The 16,114-nt window shown below is 67.7% G+C and carries 15 protein-coding genes; 10 read left to right on the top strand and 5 right to left on the bottom strand.

Annotation, left to right across the window (positions count from 1 at the left end; genetic code table 11):
* Positions 1 to 7 precede the first annotated feature (7 nt).
* Positions 8 to 1,072, bottom strand: coding sequence for an NlpC/P60 family protein (locus tag ASD42_RS14460; RefSeq protein ID WP_082844246.1), 1,065 nt, complete (start codon positions 1,070 to 1,072; stop codon positions 8 to 10).
* Between the two features lie 224 nt (positions 1,073 to 1,296).
* Positions 1,297 to 1,866: a C40 family peptidase gene (locus ASD42_RS14455; protein WP_056816570.1), complete on the bottom strand. Its 570-nt coding sequence runs from the start codon at positions 1,864 to 1,866 to the stop codon at positions 1,297 to 1,299.
* A gap of 673 nt (positions 1,867 to 2,539) precedes the next feature.
* Between ASD42_RS14455 and ASD42_RS14450 the strand changes: the two genes are divergently transcribed.
* From ASD42_RS14450 to ASD42_RS14430, 5 genes are all read left to right on the top strand, one after another.
* Positions 2,540 to 3,814 (top strand): ATP-binding protein, encoded by a 1,275-nt coding sequence (locus ASD42_RS14450; protein WP_056816566.1) that lies wholly within the window; start codon positions 2,540 to 2,542, stop codon positions 3,812 to 3,814.
* A 16-nt stretch (positions 3,815 to 3,830) separates the two neighbouring features.
* Positions 3,831 to 4,841, top strand: coding sequence for a tetratricopeptide repeat protein (locus ASD42_RS14445; RefSeq protein WP_056816563.1), 1,011 nt, complete (start codon positions 3,831 to 3,833; stop codon positions 4,839 to 4,841).
* A gap of 154 nt (positions 4,842 to 4,995) precedes the next feature.
* Complete coding sequence (locus ASD42_RS14440) at positions 4,996 to 6,798, top strand: DEDD exonuclease domain-containing protein (protein WP_056816560.1); 1,803 nt, start codon at positions 4,996 to 4,998, stop codon at positions 6,796 to 6,798.
* A 132-nt stretch (positions 6,799 to 6,930) separates the two neighbouring features.
* A complete protein-coding gene (locus ASD42_RS14435) occupies positions 6,931 to 7,482 on the top strand; it encodes a phosphoribosylanthranilate isomerase (RefSeq protein WP_056816557.1) in 552 nt (183 codons plus the stop codon).
* A 4-nt stretch (positions 7,483 to 7,486) separates the two neighbouring features.
* A complete protein-coding gene (locus tag ASD42_RS14430; RefSeq protein WP_056816554.1) occupies positions 7,487 to 7,762 on the top strand; it encodes an Lrp/AsnC family transcriptional regulator in 276 nt (91 codons plus the stop codon).
* 10 nt (positions 7,763 to 7,772) lie between these two features.
* Here the strand turns inward: ASD42_RS14430 and trpD are convergent, their stop codons facing one another.
* Both trpD and ASD42_RS14420 read right to left on the bottom strand, forming a co-directional pair.
* A complete protein-coding gene (trpD, locus tag ASD42_RS14425) occupies positions 7,773 to 8,834 on the bottom strand; it encodes an anthranilate phosphoribosyltransferase (RefSeq protein WP_056816551.1) in 1,062 nt (353 codons plus the stop codon).
* Between the two features lie 88 nt (positions 8,835 to 8,922).
* Entirely contained in the window at positions 8,923 to 9,339 is a 417-nt protein-coding gene (locus tag ASD42_RS14420) for a hypothetical protein (RefSeq protein ID WP_056816549.1), read from the bottom strand.
* A 179-nt stretch (positions 9,340 to 9,518) separates the two neighbouring features.
* Between ASD42_RS14420 and ctaE the strand changes: the two genes are divergently transcribed.
* The 4 genes from ctaE to qcrB are packed head-to-tail and all read left to right on the top strand — an operon-like array spanning position 9,519 to position 13,803.
* On the top strand, positions 9,519 to 10,130 hold the full coding sequence (gene ctaE / locus ASD42_RS14415) for an aa3-type cytochrome oxidase subunit III (RefSeq protein ID WP_056816546.1): 612 nt from the start codon (positions 9,519 to 9,521) through the stop codon (positions 10,128 to 10,130).
* 57 nt (positions 10,131 to 10,187) lie between these two features.
* Positions 10,188 to 11,060 carry a cytochrome bc1 complex diheme cytochrome c subunit gene (gene qcrC / locus ASD42_RS14410; RefSeq protein WP_165610270.1) on the top strand — a complete coding sequence of 291 codons (873 nt, stop codon included), beginning with the start codon at positions 10,188 to 10,190 and terminating at the stop codon, positions 11,058 to 11,060.
* Positions 11,057 to 12,196 carry a cytochrome bc1 complex Rieske iron-sulfur subunit gene (qcrA, locus tag ASD42_RS14405; RefSeq protein ID WP_056816851.1) on the top strand — a complete coding sequence of 380 codons (1,140 nt, stop codon included), beginning with the start codon at positions 11,057 to 11,059 and terminating at the stop codon, positions 12,194 to 12,196. Before qcrC ends, qcrA begins: the two co-directional genes overlap by 4 nt.
* Complete coding sequence (gene qcrB, locus ASD42_RS14400) at positions 12,193 to 13,803, top strand: cytochrome bc1 complex cytochrome b subunit (protein ID WP_056816539.1); 1,611 nt, start codon at positions 12,193 to 12,195, stop codon at positions 13,801 to 13,803. Before qcrA ends, qcrB begins: the two co-directional genes overlap by 4 nt.
* 60 nt (positions 13,804 to 13,863) lie before the next feature.
* Here the strand turns inward: qcrB and ASD42_RS14395 are convergent, their stop codons facing one another.
* On the bottom strand, positions 13,864 to 14,361 hold the full coding sequence (locus ASD42_RS14395; protein ID WP_056816848.1) for a polyadenylate-specific 3'-exoribonuclease AS: 498 nt from the start codon (positions 14,359 to 14,361) through the stop codon (positions 13,864 to 13,866).
* Positions 14,362 to 14,544: 183 nt separating this feature from the next.
* Between ASD42_RS14395 and ASD42_RS14390 the strand changes: the two genes are divergently transcribed.
* Positions 14,545 to 15,930 carry a class II 3-deoxy-7-phosphoheptulonate synthase gene (locus ASD42_RS14390; RefSeq protein ID WP_056816537.1) on the top strand — a complete coding sequence of 462 codons (1,386 nt, stop codon included), beginning with the start codon at positions 14,545 to 14,547 and terminating at the stop codon, positions 15,928 to 15,930.
* Positions 15,931 to 16,114: the final 184 nt, after the last annotated feature.

The raw sequence follows: 16,114 nt of genomic DNA, 5'->3' as shown, positions 1-16,114 counted from the left end.
GTCCGGCTCAGTATCGCCGGGCCGAGTGATACGGGGTGGTGTTGATCGGCGCGACAGCGACCGGCACACCGAAAGTGGACGCGTGCACCATCATTCCGTTGCCCGCGTAGATGCCGACGTGGGTGATGTCGGGATAGAACAGGATCACATCGCCGGGCAGCAGTTCGTCCTTGGACACCGGCGTGCCGTAGCCCGCCTGCTGGGAACTGGTACGCGGCACGTTCTTGCCGACCTGCTTGAACGCCCACTGCACGAGGCCGGAGCAGTCGAACTGGTCGGGCCCGGTGGCGCCCCAGACATACGGATCGCCGACGCGGGTGAGCGCGGCGGCCAGCGCGCTGGTGCCGCTGCCGGGAACCAGGCCCGCCAGCAACGAATCACGGTCGAAGCCGGGTGGGAACGGCGAACCGGCCAGGGTCGACTTGTCCCTGGCCGAGAGCTGGCTCCACGCCTCGACCACGGAGGTGGTCGACGCGGCGAGATCCTGGCGTTTGCGTTCGACATCGGCGCGCACCGCGTCGGCGGCGGTGGTCGCGGCATGCGCGCCCTCGGCGGCGGTGCGGGCGACGGTGTCGGCCGCGGTGGCGGCGTCGGCGGCCTGTTTGAACTGGCGGACCGTCTCGGTGGTCTGCTGGGCCAGCACGTCCAGCGTCGACATCTTGTCCAGCAACTGCTGCGGTGAACCGCTCGACAGCACGGCGAACATGCTGTTGGTGCGCACGCCGGTGTAGGCGGCCACAGCGGTGCGGTCGATCATCGGCTGGAACTTGCGCACCTCGGCGCGGGCGGCCTCGACGACCGCGGAGGTGGCTGCGACCTTGTCGTCGGCGTCGCGTTGCAGCGCGAGCTTGGCGTCGAGGTCGATCTGCGCGGTGAGCGCTTGTTGGTTGAGCTGTTCGGACTGGCGCGAAAGGTCGACCATCCGGGAGATCGCGTCGGTCGCGGTGGTCGGCAGGGCGACAGGGTCGGCGCCGGAGGGACCGGCGGTGTAGATCGCGCACACCAGGATCGCGGCGGACAGGGTTCCGGCGAAACCACGCGTAGCGTGCGAATTCCGGTGGTGTGCAGTCACAGTGGCCCGTGCCCCGTTCTCTCGTTGTCCGCCGATATAGCGCAATACCTGAGCGCGATCTCCTCGTCAGCCGAGAAGGTCTCGATCAGGTTACGGAACCGCATGCATGCGTGTCCAGTAAAAGGTACGTGCGCCGTCCAACCCAGTGGACGGCGCATATACCCGGACGATCACTGCGGCTTCGGTGCGCCCTTCCCCGTGAACGACGCACCGTGCCCGACAGATCAGAAGCGGCGAGCACCCGCGAACGGCATCGACGACAGCGACGCGATCTGGACCGGGGTGCCCGCGGTGGAGGCGTGCACGACGTTGCCGTCGCCCGCGTACAGGCCGGAGTGGCCGCCGCCGTAGAACGACACCATGTCGCCGGGCTGGAGCTCGTCGATCGAGACCGGGGCGCCGGCGCTCAGCTGGGCGTCACTGGTGCGTGGGATGTCCATGCCCGCCTGGGAGTAGGCCCACTGGACCAGACCTGAGCAGTCGAAGGCGTTCGGGCCCGCGGCGCCGTAGACGTAGGGCGAGCCGATCTTGCTCAGCGCGGCATCGAGGGCGATGTCGGCGGCGGTGGCGCGCGGTGCGGTGAAGACCTGCGGTGCGGCCGGGATCTCGATACCGGGCACACCCTGGGGCAGCGGAATCTCGTTCGGAACCTCGAACGTGCCGATGCCGGGCACGGTCACCGGCGTGGCCGATGCCGGGGCGGCCGGCAGGAGGAACGCGCCGATGGTGGCAGCGCCGACGGCTCCGACGGCAACGGCACGCTGCGCCTGACGCTTGACGGTGTTGTTCGCCATGATGCGGAACTTCCAATCTGCCCCACGACGCCGTGTCCGTTTGACGCGGCGGGCTTCGTCTCGCTGACCGTTTCCGATCGGCGGGACTCCGTGAGGTCTCAAAAAGGTTACGAAGACATCACGGGGGTTTGTAAAGTCGGACATCGGTCCAATGGGGGTTTGAGGCGATATCACCGGGGAAAGTGTGCGAGCTGGGTCACACTCGATCACGAAACGATAACGCCAGGTCGCGCCGATCTCGATTTCGAGTGCTACCGGCGCGTCGCCAATAGGGCCCGCGCGGTGGTTTTCGCCTCTCGAAACGGCAAATCCGCAGGTGGTGCGTGCTCGTGGTGATGATCGCCGGTTCGCCGCGAGGTTCGCCTCGCGGGCGGCGCGCCGTAAGCTGCGGCGCGCGCAGATTGGTAAGGCCACTTACCCGTTGAAATCTGATGAACTCATGTGAATTCGATAAGTATGTGAGCCCAGTCACTATTGTGTTTGCTCTCGGTCATTTTGTTCGCATCAGAACGAAAGTCTCGCGCCGAATTGTCGGCTTCGGAGTTCGCGGGTCCACGTTGTGCCGAGTCGCGGGACGGGCCGTTTCGTGGTATTCGCATGCTCGCCGCTTGGCGGGAAAGCTGTTGTGGCGGTTAGGGTACGGCCGAATGTTCGCAGTTCGAAGGGGGCGCGGGTGGCCGACGACCAGGTTTTGACCGACATGCTGACGATGCTGGATCGCAGTCCGGGGGTGCTCGCGCTGCGCGTGTGCGTCATCGAGCTGCTGATCGAGCGGCGGCGTTATGCCGACGCGCTCGCCCACTGCGGCACCGCGCTCGGCCAGGATTCGGGGAATGCCCAGGTCCTGGGGTTGATGACGCGGTGCACGGCAGCGTTGTCCGGCGGTTCTCCCGTGCCTGCTGCCACCCCGGCGCCCGTCCCCGGCACTCCCTCGCCCGGTTCCGACGGCGCACCCGCCGCGGCGAAGCCGGACTTCGACTGGGCCGCCGCCGAGGACGAGGTCGGCGACATCATCGAACCGGCGTTCGTGCACGGCGTCCCCACCGAGTTCGTCACCGACGACGACGCCGCCACCGTCGAACGCCCGACCCTGCGCCTGGCCGATGTCGGCGGGATGTCCGAGGTGAAACAGCAACTCGACCTCACCCTGCTCGGCCCGCTGCGCAATCCGGAACTGGCCAAGGCGTTCGGTACCTCCGCGCGCGGCGGCCTGCTGCTCTACGGCCCACCCGGTTGCGGCAAGACCTTCATCGCCTCAGCGGTCGCGGGCGAACTCGGCGCCAACTTCTATCCGATCGAGATCACCGACATCCTCGACATCTACACCGGCGCCAGCGAACGCAATGTGCACAGCATCTTCGAGATGGCCCGTCGCAACGCTCCGTGCGTGCTGTTCCTCGACGAGGTCGACGCGCTCGGCCACAAACGCAGCCAGATGCAGGCGTCGGCGACCATGCGCACGGTGGTGAACCAACTGCTCACCGAAATGGATTCGGCCACCCACAGCAATGAAGGGGTGTTCGTGCTCGGCGCGACCAACCACCCGTGGGATGTCGACGTCGCGCTGCGCAGGCCCGGCCGCTTCGACCGCATGATCTTCGTCGGCCTGCCCGACCTCGCCGCCCGCAAGTCGATCCTGCACTACCACCTGCGCGACCGCCCCGTGGCGGGCATCGACCTCGACGCGCTCGCCACCCACACCGACGGCCTCTCCGGCGCCGACCTCGCCCACGTCTGCACCTCGGCCACCCAGCTGGCCATGGCCGACTCGATGCGGTCGGGGGAGGTGCGCCCGGTCGGTATGGCCGATGTCGAGGCGGCACTGGCCCGGACCAGGCCGAGCACCGGGGCATGGTTCGAATCCGCCCGCAATGTGGTCGAATTCGCCAACGGGGACGGTAGCTACGACGAGCTGGCGCGATATCTGAAGGGGATGAGGAAGCGCTGAGCGCGTTCGACCTCCGATGAGCGACCAGCTCCACAAGGCAGAGATCCTCATCGATCTCCGTCGCGAGGCAGCCGCCCGTGACCTGCTCGGTCCGCTGCTGGCCGCCGAACCCGACAACGGGACGGCTTGGGCGCTGCTCGCCTACGCCTGGGCGCGTGAGGGCGAGGCGGTGCGCGCTGCCGAGGCGGCGCGCACCGCGCTGCGGATCGAGCCGGTCAACCTGTTCGCGTGGAAGGTCACTGTGCTGGCCGAGAACCAGCTCGGTGCGGCGGCCGCGAACAGGGAGATCGCCGCCGCGCACAGTGATCGCGCCCTGTGGGCCGCGGACCGGTGTGTCGACCTGGATCCGATGTCCGCGGAGTGCCATCGGCTACGCGCGACGGTGCTGCGCTATCGCGACCGGCGCGCGGCCCTCGCGGTGCTCGACCACGCGCTGGCGCTCGATCCTGAGAACGTCGACCTGCATCTGATGCGCGGCGAAGTGCTGTGGGACGACGCGTCCGCCGCGTCACGACCGACCGAGTCGGCACGTGCGGCCTTCGCGCACGCGCTGCGCATCGATCCAGGCAGCGCCGAGGCGCTCTATCTCCTCGGGTTCGACGCGGTGCGCAACTCGCGCTGGGCCGAGGCTCGTCGGCTGCTGCGCCGGGCAGCGGAACTGAATCCTACCTATGGTCCGCAGGTGCGCGAACTGCTCTCGCGCGAATCCGCGTGGCGTGCCGAATACCTCGGCAAGCCAGGCCGTGGCCGGGTGAGTGCCGGGTGGGCGATCGCGGCCGTCATCGTCGTGTCGGTGATGCTGTCGGCAGTGTTCGGCGAGGAGTCGGATCCGGCGGCGCCCTCACGTCGGACCCCCGCACCGACACTGCCGTCGTATTACCGGCCGCCGCCCAGCTACTTTCAGCAACTGCCGCTGCCGACTCCGCCGAGATTTCCGTCGGACCGTTGGCCGACCGGAAAACCCTGGCCGACGCCACCGCGTCAGTACCTCACGCCCGCGCCGCTGCCTCCGCCGCAGGGCGGCTGAATCGGCTGTGCCGACACGTCCTCTCGCGCACCGCGGAGTCCGTGCCGTCGCACGGTGGCGCGGCTCGCCTGAACCCCAGCAGAACCGGTAGCCGTCGGGTGGGTAGTGATTCGACGCGGCGAGCTTGTCGGACCCTCGTCCTACGCTGCTCGCCGTGCCCGATCCCGTTCCGCTCCCGGCTGCCGCTCGGCAGTTGGCCTTCGATGAGCTCGATACCCCGCTGTATGCCACCACTTTCGTCGTCGTCGACCTCGAAACGACCGGGACGAGCGCTGATCGGGACGCGATCACCGAGATCGGGGCGGTGAAGGTGCGCGGGGGAGAGGTACTGGGAGAGTTCGCGACACTGGTGAATCCGGGCTACGCGATTCCGCCCGCCATCGTGCAGATCACCGGGATCACCACGGCGATGGTGTACGACGCGCCGCGGATCGAGGGGGTGTTGCCGGGGTTCTTCGAGTTCGCGGCGGGGGCGGTGCTGGTGGCGCACAACGCGCGATTCGACACCGCGTTTCTCAAAGCGGCCGCGGCGCGTCAGGACATCGCGTGGCCCAATCCGCAGGTGTTGTGCACCGTGAAGCTGGCGCGGCGGGTGCTCACGCGCGACGAAGCCCCGTCGGCGCGGCTCGGGGTGCTCGCGCAGATCCTCGGTGCGTCGACCACACCGACGCACCGCGCGCTCGATGATGCCCGCGCCACCGTCGACGTCCTGCACGCGTTGATCGGGCGGGTCGGCAATCAGGGCGTGCACAGCCTGTCCGAACTGCTCGACTATCTGCCCGGCGTCACCGGAACCCAGCGTGCCAAGCGCACTTTCGCGACCGACCTGCCCGCCGCGCCCGGGGTCTATCTCTTCCGTGGGCCGTCGGAGGAAGTCCTCTATATAGGGACGGCGGTGAATCTGCGCCGTCGCGTGCGCAATTACTTCACCGGTTCGGAGACCCGTGGCCGCATGAAAGAGATGGTGGCACTGGCGATTCGGGTCGACCATGTGGTGTGCGCGCACGGCCTCGAAGCGGGTGTGCGCGAGCTCCGGTTGCTCGCCGCACACGCCCCGCCGTACAACCGTCGCTCGAAGTTTCCCCGGCGTGGGTGGTGGCTCACGCTGAGCGACGAGGCCTTCCCTCGGCTGGTAGCCGTGCGCACTCCGACCCGAACAGCGTTGGGACCGTTCAACTCTCGGATCGATGCGGTCGACGTGGCGTCGACGATCGCCGAATTCGCCGGGATGCGAACCTGTGCCACTCGCCTCACCCGCACGGCGAAACACACCTGCCCACCCGCGGTCGTCGGCGGCTGCCCCGCCGCCCGCCACGACGGTGACCACGACGCGACGAGCTACGCTCCGGCCGTCGAAGCGGTGCGTGACCTGTTCACCGGACGCGCCGACACCCTGCTCCGCGCGATGATCGATCGAATCGAATCCCATTCCACCGCAGAGCATTTCGAGGCAGCTGCGCGCTTGCGTGACCGCACCGCCACCGTTGTCACAAAACTGCACCGCACCCAGCGTCTCGCGGCCCTGGCTCGCCTCGCCGAACTCATCATCGCGCTGCCCGACGGCGCGGGCGGCTGGGAATTCTCCGTCATCCGCTACGGCCGCCTCGCCGCCGCGGCCACCGCTGCCCGCGGCACTCCACCGATGGCCGTTGTCGATCAGATCGTCGCCGCCGCCGAAACAGTTGTTCCCGACCTGGGCATCGCGTCGTCGGGGAGTGGGACCCAGCCTCCACTGGGCGAGGCCGACGACCACATCCCACCCCTGCGCGGAGCCCCACCGGAGGAAATCGGCGTCATCGCTCGCTGGCTTGCCAAACCCGGTGCCCGGATCGTGCGAACCAGCGACGGCTACCGCGAACCGCTGCACGGCGCCGCGCGGTGGGTGGGCTGGGCGCAGCTCGCGCGAACCGCCGCGACCACCAGGAGCGAACAGGAGCAGTACCTCGCCGAACGATGACGAAGCGAGATCGCCCGCTCGATGGACGACTCGGCCCGGTCGAGGCACTACTCGGCGGGTGCGCTCCGGCGTCCTGGGATCATGGACCGGGATTCCGTGTGGCGGGTCCTATGAATGAAGGAGTAGCGGCGGATGTTCGTGAAGGTGTGCGGTCTGACCACCGAGGAGCAGATCGACTGGGCGATCGAGCTCGGGTACTCCGCGATCGGCGTCATGGTGACGGCAAAGAGCAAGCGCTACCGCACCCCCGCGCAGGCGCGCGCCCTCGCCGACTACGCACGCGGTCGCATCACGACCTTCGCCGTCGCCCTCGAGGCACGCGAGGTCGCCGAGGTGGCCGACGCGTTCGACGTCGTGCAGCTCTACCAGTGGGCCGACCTGCCGAACCTGGCCTTCTGCTCCTCGAACCCGCCCGCATCTGAGCAGGCCAGCGAATATTTCTTCTACGACGCCAGCGCGGGCTCCGGCGTGTTCGAGGAGTTCCCCGACTGGGTGCGCGCGCAGCCGGGCCGAGTCGTGCTGGCGGGCGGCCTCGACCCGGACAACGTCGCCGCCGTGATCGCCCGGCATCGGCCCTACGGTGTCGACGTGTCCAGTTCGGTGGAATCGGCGCCCGGTGTGAAGAGCTATGACCTGATGCGACGGTTCAAAGCGGCCACCGAGGGGCCGGAAGTTCTAGAGTGATCCCATGATTACCGCGATCGTGATGATCCAGGCGCAGAACTCTCGCATCCCCGAGACCGCGCAGGCCCTCGCCGATACCGAAGGAGTCGCCGAGGTGTACTCCTGCGCGGGCGACGTGGACCTGATCGCGATCGTGCGCGTCCGCGACCACGCGCACATCGCGGAGGTGGTCACCTCGGGCATCGACAAGGTGGACGGCGTGGTTCGCACCACCACCCACATCGCCTTCAAGTCCTATTCCAGCGCCGACGTGGAAGCCGGATTCTCGCTGGGGGAGTGAGCCCTCGGGCTCAGCGCTCGTCGAGCACCTGGGTGAGTTCGGCCCAGCTCTGCAGCAATTTGGCCGCCGCCCCGCTGTCCACCGCGGCGGCGGCGCGCTCGAGCCCGCCGACCAGCGCCGCGTCGAGATCGGAATCGACATCGCCGACCCCGCGGGACAGGTCGTAGGCCACGATCGCCGCGGCCGAGTTCAACAACACCGCATCACGAACCGGCCCCGGCGTTCCCGCGAACACATCGCGTGCGACGCGGGCGTTGGCCTCGGCATCCCCGCCGCGCAGGTCGTCCAGATCCACCCTGACGATGCCGAGCCGCGTCGGGTCGAGCACCGTCTGACGAATCCGCCCACCACTGACCACCCACACATCCGTGAGGTCGGAGGTGGTGATCTCGTCGAGCCCGTCACGTCCACGCACGACCAGCGCACTCGCCCCACGCGCCGCGAACACCCCCGCGATCACGGGCGCGAGATCGGCGAACGCGCACCCGATCAGCCCGGCCCGCGGCTGCGCCGGATTGGTCAGCGGCCCCAGCACGTTGAACACGGTCGGGATGCCGATCTCCTTGCGCGCGGCCCCGGCGAAACGCAGTCCGGAATGGAACAGCGGCGCGAAACAGAATCCGATCCCGGTCTCGCGCACCGACCGCGCCACCGACTCGGGTCCGAGCGCGAGCTTGACCCCCAGCGCTTCGAGCACATCGGCGCCACCGGCCTTCGACGAAGCCGCCCGGTTCCCGTGCTTGACCACCGGCACCCCGGCCGCGGCCACGACCACCGAGGACATGGTCGAGATGTTCACCGACCCCGAACGGTCGCCGCCGGTACCGACGACATCGACCGCGTCCCCGTCGATGCGAACCAGGCGCGCGTGCCCGAGCATCCCGGCCACCATGCCCGCCAGTTCGGTCGGCGTGGGGCCCTTGATCTTCATGGCGACGCCGAACGCCGCGATCTGGGCGGCGGTGGCGTTGTCGGTGAAGATCTCGTCGATCACCCAGGTGGTGTCGTCCGCGGCCAGGTCGCCACCGTCGGCGAGGGTTCCGAGCACCTGGGGCCAGCTGCGCACGCTCATCTGCTGCTTCTCCTTAAACGACACCGTTGCGCCACAGTAGATCGGGCAGGCGGAGGGGGCGCAAGGATATTTGCGCCGTCGGGCAAGTTTACGGGGCGGTGCGCGGCGGTTGCAGCGCGTCCCAACCGTCGGCGACGCCGTCGTGACGCTGGGCGAGCCCGGCCATCCGCGAGCGTTCCTGCGAACAGGTCAGCGGATCGAGCCGTTGTACCCGCTGCAAGATGATCGGAACCAGGTCCGGCGCGGTAGCGGTGGCCTCGGCGCGTTCGTATCCGTCGTATCCGGCGATCTCGCACGCGGCCTCGATCTGGCCGACGGGTAGCCGCAGATGATGGCGCAACACCGCGTCGGCCTCCCGGTCCAGCTCACCGGCGCGGTCCAGCGCGGTCGAACAAGCCTCGACATCGTCGAAACTCGATGCGACCACGACGAGATCGTCGCGCTCCGGGTCCAACTTCCGCGTCGACCCACCGAACAGTCGCCGCCACATCCGCACCACGACCATCGTCGCCTCCTCGTCTCAGCCTATCCACATCCAACGCTGTCACAATGGGTTGTCGCGCGATCGTCGCCAACACGCCGACGGATGTCGTAGACCCCCTCTGTGCGTGGGTTTTCCGACTTGCGCCACAAACTTTCGTACCCGGGTACATGTGTCGTACTACGAAGAGTCATACTTACCCCGTGACGACCGCAGTAGGCACCCCAGGATCGGCCATTACTCAGCGTGTGCATTCGCTGAACCGGCCCAACATGGTCAGCGTCGGAACCATCATCTGGCTGTCCAGCGAGCTGATGTTCTTCGCCGGCCTGTTCGCCATGTACTTCGTTGCTCGCGCGCAGGCGCACGGGAACTGGCCCCCGGAGCCGACCGAGCTGAACATGAAGCTCGCGATTCCGGTGACGGCCGTCCTGATCGCGTCCTCGTTCACCTGCCAGATGGGTGTGTTCGCCGCGGAGAAGGGCGACGTGTTCGGCCTTCGCCGCTGGTACACGATCACCCTGATAATGGGCGCGTTCTTCGTCGCCGGGCAGGGCTACGAGTACTACCACCTGGTGGAGGAGGGAACTTCGATCGCCGGCAGCTCGTACGGCTCGGTTTTCTACATCACCACCGGCTTCCACGGTCTGCACGTGATCGGCGGTCTGATCGCGTTCGTGTTCCTGCTCGTCCGCACCACGCTGAGCAAGTTCACCCCCGCCCAGGCCACCGCCGCGATCGTGGTGTCGTACTACTGGCACTTCGTCGACATCGTCTGGATCGGGCTGTTCGCCACGATCTACTTCGTCCGTTAGCGCGCGGCGCGCACAGCATTTGCACAAGTCGGTTCCGTCTACTCCAAAGGGACACAGATGAGTTCATCTCCCCCGTCGGCCCAAGAGCCCGCCGGCCCCGGCGCCGGGCAGGACGCACAGGCCGCCAAGGCGCGTAAGCAGCGCCGCGCCCGCCGTCGTATCGCGGGTGCTCTCGCGCTGATGATCGGCTTGGTCGGAGCCGGCTTCCTGGCCACCGCGCTCACCCCGCAGGCCCAGGTCGCGACCGCGCACGAGGACCAGTCCGCGCTCATTCGCGAGGGCAAGCAGCTCTACGAGACCTCCTGCGTCACGTGCCACGGCGCAAACCTGCAGGGTGTCGCCGATCGTGGTCCGAGCCTGATCGGTGTCGGCGAGGCCGCGGTCTACTTCCAGGTCTCCTCCGGTCGTATGCCGATGGCCGTCAACGGCGCCCAGGCGGTGCGCAAGCCGGAGAAGTTCGACGCGCACCAGACCGATGCGATCGGCGCCTTCGTCGCCGCCAACGGTGGTGGCCCCTCGGTGATCCGTGACGCCAACGGTGAGATCGCCCAGGAATCGCTGCGCGGCGACGACATCGCCCGTGGTTCGGAGCTGTTCCGCATGAACTGCGCCTCCTGCCACAACTTCACCGGTCGCGGTGGTGCGCTCTCCGGCGGTAAGTTCGCGCCGCCGCTGGCCGAGGCCAACGAGCAGCAGATCTACGACGCGATGATCACCGGCCCGCAGAACATGCCGAAGTTCTCCGACCGGCAGCTGACGCCGGAGGAGAAGCGCGACATCGTCGCCTACGTCAAGAACTCCGCGGAGGAGAAGTCGCCCGGCGGCTGGGACCTCGGCGGTTTCGGTCCGGCGACCGAAGGTTTGGCGATCTGGGTCATCGGCATCACCGCCGTGGTCGGCGCCGCGATGTGGATCGGATCCCGATCATGAGTGGACAGGAGCACAGCGACATGGGTCGCGAACCCACCGAAGACGAACTGGACGCGATGTCGCGTGACGAGCTGGTCGAGCTCGGCACCAATCGCGACGACGTCGATGTCGTCTACCGCAACGAGCGGTGGCCGGTGCCGGGCACCAAGGCAGAGAAGCGCGCCGAACGTGCGGTCACGTTCTGGTTCGCCGTCTCCGGCCTTGCCGCCGCCGCGCTCATCGGTGTCTTCCTGTTCTGGCCGTGGGAGTGGAAGGGCTACGGCGATGAAGGCCACGCCGCCTACTCGCTGTACACCCCGCTCGTCGGCCTGACCTTCGGCATCTCGGTGCTGGTCATCGGCATCGCGGTCGTGCTGATCCGTAAGAGGTTCATCCCGGCCGAGATCTCCATCCAGCAGCGCCACGACGGCCCGTCGGACGAGGTCGAGCGTCGTACCCTGGCGGCCGAGCTGCAGGACGCGCTCGACACCTCCACCCTCGGTCGTCGCAAGATGATGCTCGGTACCGCGGGCGCCGGTGTCGGCGTGCTCGGTATCGGTGCCGCGCTGGTGTTCATCGGCGGCATGGTGAAGAACCCGTGGGCCAAGGGCGACAAGTCGCCGCTGTGGGTATCGGGCTGGACCCCGGACTACCCGGGCGAGACCGTCTACATCCGCCGCGACACCGGTCGCCCCGGTGACATCGTGCTGGTGCGTCCGGAAGACCTGGACGCGGGCTCGATGGAAACCGTGTTCCCGTGGAAAGAGAAGTGGCGCGGGGACGAGCACGAAACCCTGCAGTCGCTGCGCGGTATCCGCAACGCGGTCATGATGATCCGCCTGCGCACCGAAGACGCCGAGAAGGCGATCAAGCGCAAAGGCCAGGAGAGCTTCAACTTCGGCGATTACTTCGCCTACTCGAAGATCTGCACCCATCTCGGCTGCCCCACCTCGCTGTTCGAGCAGCAGACCAACCGGATCCTGTGCCCCTGCCACCAGTCGCAGTTCCTGGCGACCGAGTGGGCCAAGCCGATCTTCGGTCCCGCCGCCCGTGCACTGCCTCAGCTGCCGATCACCGTCAACTCCGAGGGCTTCCTGGTCGCCGCGGGCGACTTCATCGAGCCGCTCGGCCCGGCCTTCTGGGAGCGTCGTTCATGAGCCAGGTAAACGAGATGGACGAGCGGTATCGCGCCGCCGCGTTCGTCAAGCGGTCGATCAACAAGGTCTTCCCGACCCACTGGTCGTTCCTGCTGGGTGAGATCGCGCTGTACGCGTTCATCATCCTGCTGCTGTCGGGTGTGTACCTGACGCTGTTCTTCGACCCGTCGATGACCCACGTGGTCTACGACGGCGCCTACCAGCCGCTGCGCGGCGTCGGCATGTCACGGGCGTACGAGACCGCGCTGAACATCTCCTTCGAGGTGCGCGGCGGTCTGTTCGTCCGGCAGATCCACCACTGGGCGGCCCTGCTGTTCGCGGCGTCGATCATCATCCACCTGTTCCGCATCTTCTTCACCGGCGCGTTCCGCAAGCCGCGTGAGGCGAACTGGGTGATCGGCTCGCTGCTGCTGATCCTGGCGATGTTCGAAGGCTTCTTCGGCTACTCGCTGCCCGACGATCTGCTCTCCGGTACCGGTCTTCGTGCCGCGTTCTCGGGTATCACCATCGGTGTCCCGATCATGGGTACCTGGATGCACTGGCTGATGTTCGGCGGCGACTTCCCCGGCGACATCATCATCCCGCGCCTCTACATCGCGCACGTGCTGCTGCTGCCCGGTATCATCCTGGCGCTGATCGGCGCGCACGTCGCGCTGGTCTGGTACCAGAAGCACACCCAGTTCCCCGGGCCGGCCCGCACCGAGCACAACGTGGTCGGCGCGCGCATCATCCCGGTGTTCGCCGCCGACCAGGGCGCGTTCTTCGCGTTCACCCTCGGCATCGTCGGCATCATGGGCGGCGTCCTGCAGATCAACCCGATCTGGAACCTCGGTCCGTACAACCCGTCACAGGTGTCGGCGGGTTCACAGCCCGACTTCTACATGATGTGGACCGACGGTATGGCGCGTCTGATGCCGCCGTGGGAGCTCTACCTGGGTCGATACACGATCCCGGCGGCGTTCTGGGTCGCGCTCGTCATGGGTCTGGTGTTCACGCTGCTGATCGCCTACCCGTGGATCGAGAAGCGCCTCACCAACGACCACACGGCGCATCACAACCTGCTCCAGCGTCCGCGCGACGTGCCGGTGCGTACCGCGATCGGTGCCATGTCCATCGCGTTCTACGTGGTGCTCACGCTGTCGTGTGTCAACGACATCATCGCGCTGAAGTTCGACATCTCGCTGAACGCGACCACCTGGATCGGTCGTATCGGTCTGCTGTTGCTGCCGCCGATCGCGTACTTCATCACCTACCGGTTCTGCATCGGTCTGCAGCGCAGTGACCGGGCGGTGCTCGAGCACGGCATCGAAACCGGTGTGATCAAGCGTCTGCCGCACGGTGAGTACATCGAGGTGCACCAGCCGCTGGGCGGTGTGGACGCACACGGCCACGCCATCCCGCTGGAATACCAGGGCGCCCCGGTGCCCAAGAAGATGAACAAGCTGGGTTCGGCGGGCAAGCCGGGCACCGGTAGCTTCCTCAAGGCCGACCCCAAGGCCGAGGGCGACAGCTGGGCCGAGATCGAGGAGAACGAGGAGCACCGGATGCTCACCGTCCTCGCCGAGCAGCAGGCGATCGCCAACAACAGCGAGCCGTCCGGTCACTGACCGAACCGCACGAAGCACGAAGGCCCCGAGTCGAATTCGACTCGGGGCCTTCGCTTCGTCCTACAGCCGCGGGGTGCGCCGGTATGTCTCGATGGCCTCGAACTTGGCCAGGTTGTGGCGGGCGTCGGCGAGGGCGTCGTGGGCGTCGTCGGGGATGGGCGGCAGGGCGGGGCTGCCGTTGACGGCCCAGTGCTGGCGCAGTTCGTTGGTGTAGCGCGGCATGCCCTTGGGCAGCGCGGTCATGTCGCCCCACAGTTGGCACAGCGCCACGTGGTCGTACGCGCCGACCCAGGCCCACAGCTCGGGCTGCACACTCGGCCGGGGAAGGAAGAACTTGAACAGGTCGTCGCGGATCTGTTCCCTGGTGCGATACAGCGGCGACCCGGCACTCGGCAGCTTCGGCAGCACGTGCTTGCGCACCCACGGCCCTGCCCGCTTCGCATCGAATTCGGTGGACACCGCGTAATACTCGCGCCCGTCCTCACAGACGACGCCGATCGAGATCAGGTCGATCGTCGTGCCGTCCTCGATGAATTCCGAGTCGTAGAAATATCGCAGGGAGATCGCCTCTTCGTGTCGGTAGGTTGCTCGTGGGGTCCGTCTCGACGCGGCGGGCGAGAGACCCACGACGGGTCGACGAAACCTTATGTCGGTACGTCGCGCGTACCGCGCACGGGTCGGCGGTGCCCGCTGTAGGTGCGCCAGATATACGCCAGTGGCTCGGGGCCGTATTCTTAACTGGTGACCTGGACCGTCGATGTACCCATTGACCGCCTGCCGGAACTGCCGCCGCTGCCCGACGACCTACGCGGTCGCCTCGACGCTGCGCTGGCCCGCCCGGCCCTGCAGCAGCCGTCGTGGGATGCCGACGAGGCCGCGACCATGCGGACCGTGCTCGAGAGCGTGCCGCCGATCTGCCTGCCCGCCGAGGTCGAGGACCTCAAGGCGCAGCTGGCACAGGTGGCTCGCGGCGAGGCGTTCCTCATGCAGGGCGGTGACTGCGCGGAGACCTTCGCCGACAACACCGAACCCCACATCCGCGGCAATATCCGCACGCTGCTGCAGATGGCCGTGGTGCTCACCTACGGCGCGAGTATGCCGGTGGTGAAGGTGGCGCGGATCGCCGGACAGTACGCCAAGCCGCGCTCGTCCGACACCGACGCGCTCGGCCTGACGTCCTACCGCGGTGACATGGTCAATTCCCTTGTCGCCGACGAGGCGCTGCGCCGCCACGACCCGTCACGCCTGGTCCGCGCCTACGCCAACGCCAGCGCCGCGATGAACCTGGTTCGCGCCCTGACCAGCGCGGGCACCGCCGACCTGCACCGCCTGCACGACTGGAACCGCGATTTCGTCGCCCAGTCGCCCGCGGGTGCGCGCTACGAGACCCTCGCCGAGGAGATCGACCGCGGACTGCGTTTCATGGCCGCCTGTCAGGTCAACGACCCGAGCCTGAAGACCGCGCGCATCTACGCCTCGCACGAGGCACTCGTCCTGGACTACGAGCGCGCCATGCTGCGGCTGAGCGAGTCCGAAACCGGCGAACCGCTGCTCTACGACCTGTCCGCGCACTTCCTGTGGATCGGTGAGCGCACCCGTCAGCTCGACGGCGCCCACATCGCGCTGGCCGAACTCCTCGCGAACCCGATCGGCCTCAAGATCGGGCCGACCACCACGCCGGATCTGGCTGTCGAATACGTCGAGCGGCTCGACCCGAACAACGAGCCGGGCCGGCTCACCCTGGTCGCGCGCATGGGCAACGGCAAGGTGCGCGATGTGCTGCCACAGATCATCGAGAAGGTGCAGGCCACCGGCCATCAGGTGATCTGGCAGTGCGACCCGATGCACGGCAACACCCACGAGTCGTCCACCGGGTTCAAGACCCGCCACTTCGACCGCATCGTCGACGAGGTCCAGGGCTTCTTCGAGGTCCACCACGCCCTCGGCACCCACCCCGGTGGCCTGCACATCGAGCTGACCGGCGAGAACGTCACCGAGTGCCTCGGCGGCGCCCAGGACATCTCCGATCTCGACCTCAGCGGCCGCTACGAAACGGCCTGCGACCCGCGCCTGAACACCCAGCAGTCCCTGGAGCTGTCGTTCCTGGTCGCGGAGATGCTGCGGTAATTTCGGAGCGCTGGCGCGCTCGAGTTCGCGGCCCTGCTGTTGCGGCACCGTTGCTTGCTCCTTCGTCGCCTACGCAACGGCACCGCAACAGCGGGACGGCCGCGAACCGCCGCTGCGCGGCGGACCCTCCTCGAGGTCGGGTCGCAACTGGCTGGTAGTGCGGTCATGGCGGACTCGAGGTGTA

This window comes from Nocardia sp. Root136, assembly GCF_001427185.1.
In the GTDB taxonomy this organism is placed as follows: domain Bacteria; phylum Actinomycetota; class Actinomycetes; order Mycobacteriales; family Mycobacteriaceae; genus Nocardia; species Nocardia salmonicida.
This window is presented reverse-complemented; position numbering and strand designations above follow the sequence as displayed.

What these genes read in the sequence shown, in the direction of transcription:
- ASD42_RS14455 (WP_056816570.1), bottom strand. Translation starts at nt 1,866, where the DNA reads ATGGCGAACAACACCGTCAAGCGTCAGGCGCAGCGTGCCGTTGCCGTC.
- ASD42_RS14445 (WP_056816563.1), top strand. Translation starts at nt 3,831, where the DNA reads ATGAGCGACCAGCTCCACAAGGCAGAGATCCTCATCGATCTCCGTCGC.
- ASD42_RS14435 (WP_056816557.1), top strand. Translation starts at nt 6,931, where the DNA reads ATGTTCGTGAAGGTGTGCGGTCTGACCACCGAGGAGCAGATCGACTGG.
- ASD42_RS14430 (WP_056816554.1), top strand. Translation starts at nt 7,487, where the DNA reads ATGATTACCGCGATCGTGATGATCCAGGCGCAGAACTCTCGCATCCCC.
- trpD (WP_056816551.1), bottom strand. Translation starts at nt 8,834, where the DNA reads ATGAGCGTGCGCAGCTGGCCCCAGGTGCTCGGAACCCTCGCCGACGGT.
- ASD42_RS14420 (WP_056816549.1), bottom strand. Translation starts at nt 9,339, where the DNA reads ATGGTCGTGGTGCGGATGTGGCGGCGACTGTTCGGTGGGTCGACGCGG.
- qcrC (WP_165610270.1), top strand. Translation starts at nt 10,188, where the DNA reads ATGAGTTCATCTCCCCCGTCGGCCCAAGAGCCCGCCGGCCCCGGCGCC.
- qcrA (WP_056816851.1), top strand. Translation starts at nt 11,057, where the DNA reads ATGAGTGGACAGGAGCACAGCGACATGGGTCGCGAACCCACCGAAGAC.
- qcrB (WP_056816539.1), top strand. Translation starts at nt 12,193, where the DNA reads ATGAGCCAGGTAAACGAGATGGACGAGCGGTATCGCGCCGCCGCGTTC.